Source organism: Bradyrhizobium uaiense (assembly GCF_010811875.1).
GTDB lineage: Bacteria > Pseudomonadota > Alphaproteobacteria > Rhizobiales > Xanthobacteraceae > Bradyrhizobium > Bradyrhizobium uaiense.
In genome coordinates, this window is record NZ_VKHP01000644.1 from 1 (window position 1) to 316 (window position 316).

1 protein-coding gene is annotated in these 316 nt (G+C 54.7%); it reads right to left on the minus strand.

Annotation, left to right across the window (positions count from 1 at the left end; translation table 11 throughout):
• On the minus strand, positions 1-316 hold a 316-nt coding region (locus FNJ47_RS46895; RefSeq protein WP_249778690.1), incomplete at both ends, for a reverse transcriptase domain-containing protein.

The following is a 316-nucleotide window of genomic DNA, read 5'->3' on the forward strand; positions in this document are numbered from 1 at the left end:
CTGAAGCTCTCGCCTCGTTCCAGATCGACAGTGCGGCTCTTTTCATCATTGATTTCCACCTGCAGCTTGGCGAACTCCTCCCGCAATCGTTTGGTCACGGCTCCAATCAGCCAGTCATGACGTTTGTGGGCATCGATCAAGACCACCAGGTCGTCAGCGAATCGCGCATATTCGACGTAGGTGTACTTTCCGTCGCGAGTGACTTCGCGTGCTCGCTCCAGCATCTTGTCCACCTCATTGAGGTAGAGATTACTGAGCAAGGGCGAGATCACACCGCCCTGCGGAACGCCCATCTTGCCTGAGGCTTTTAGCATAA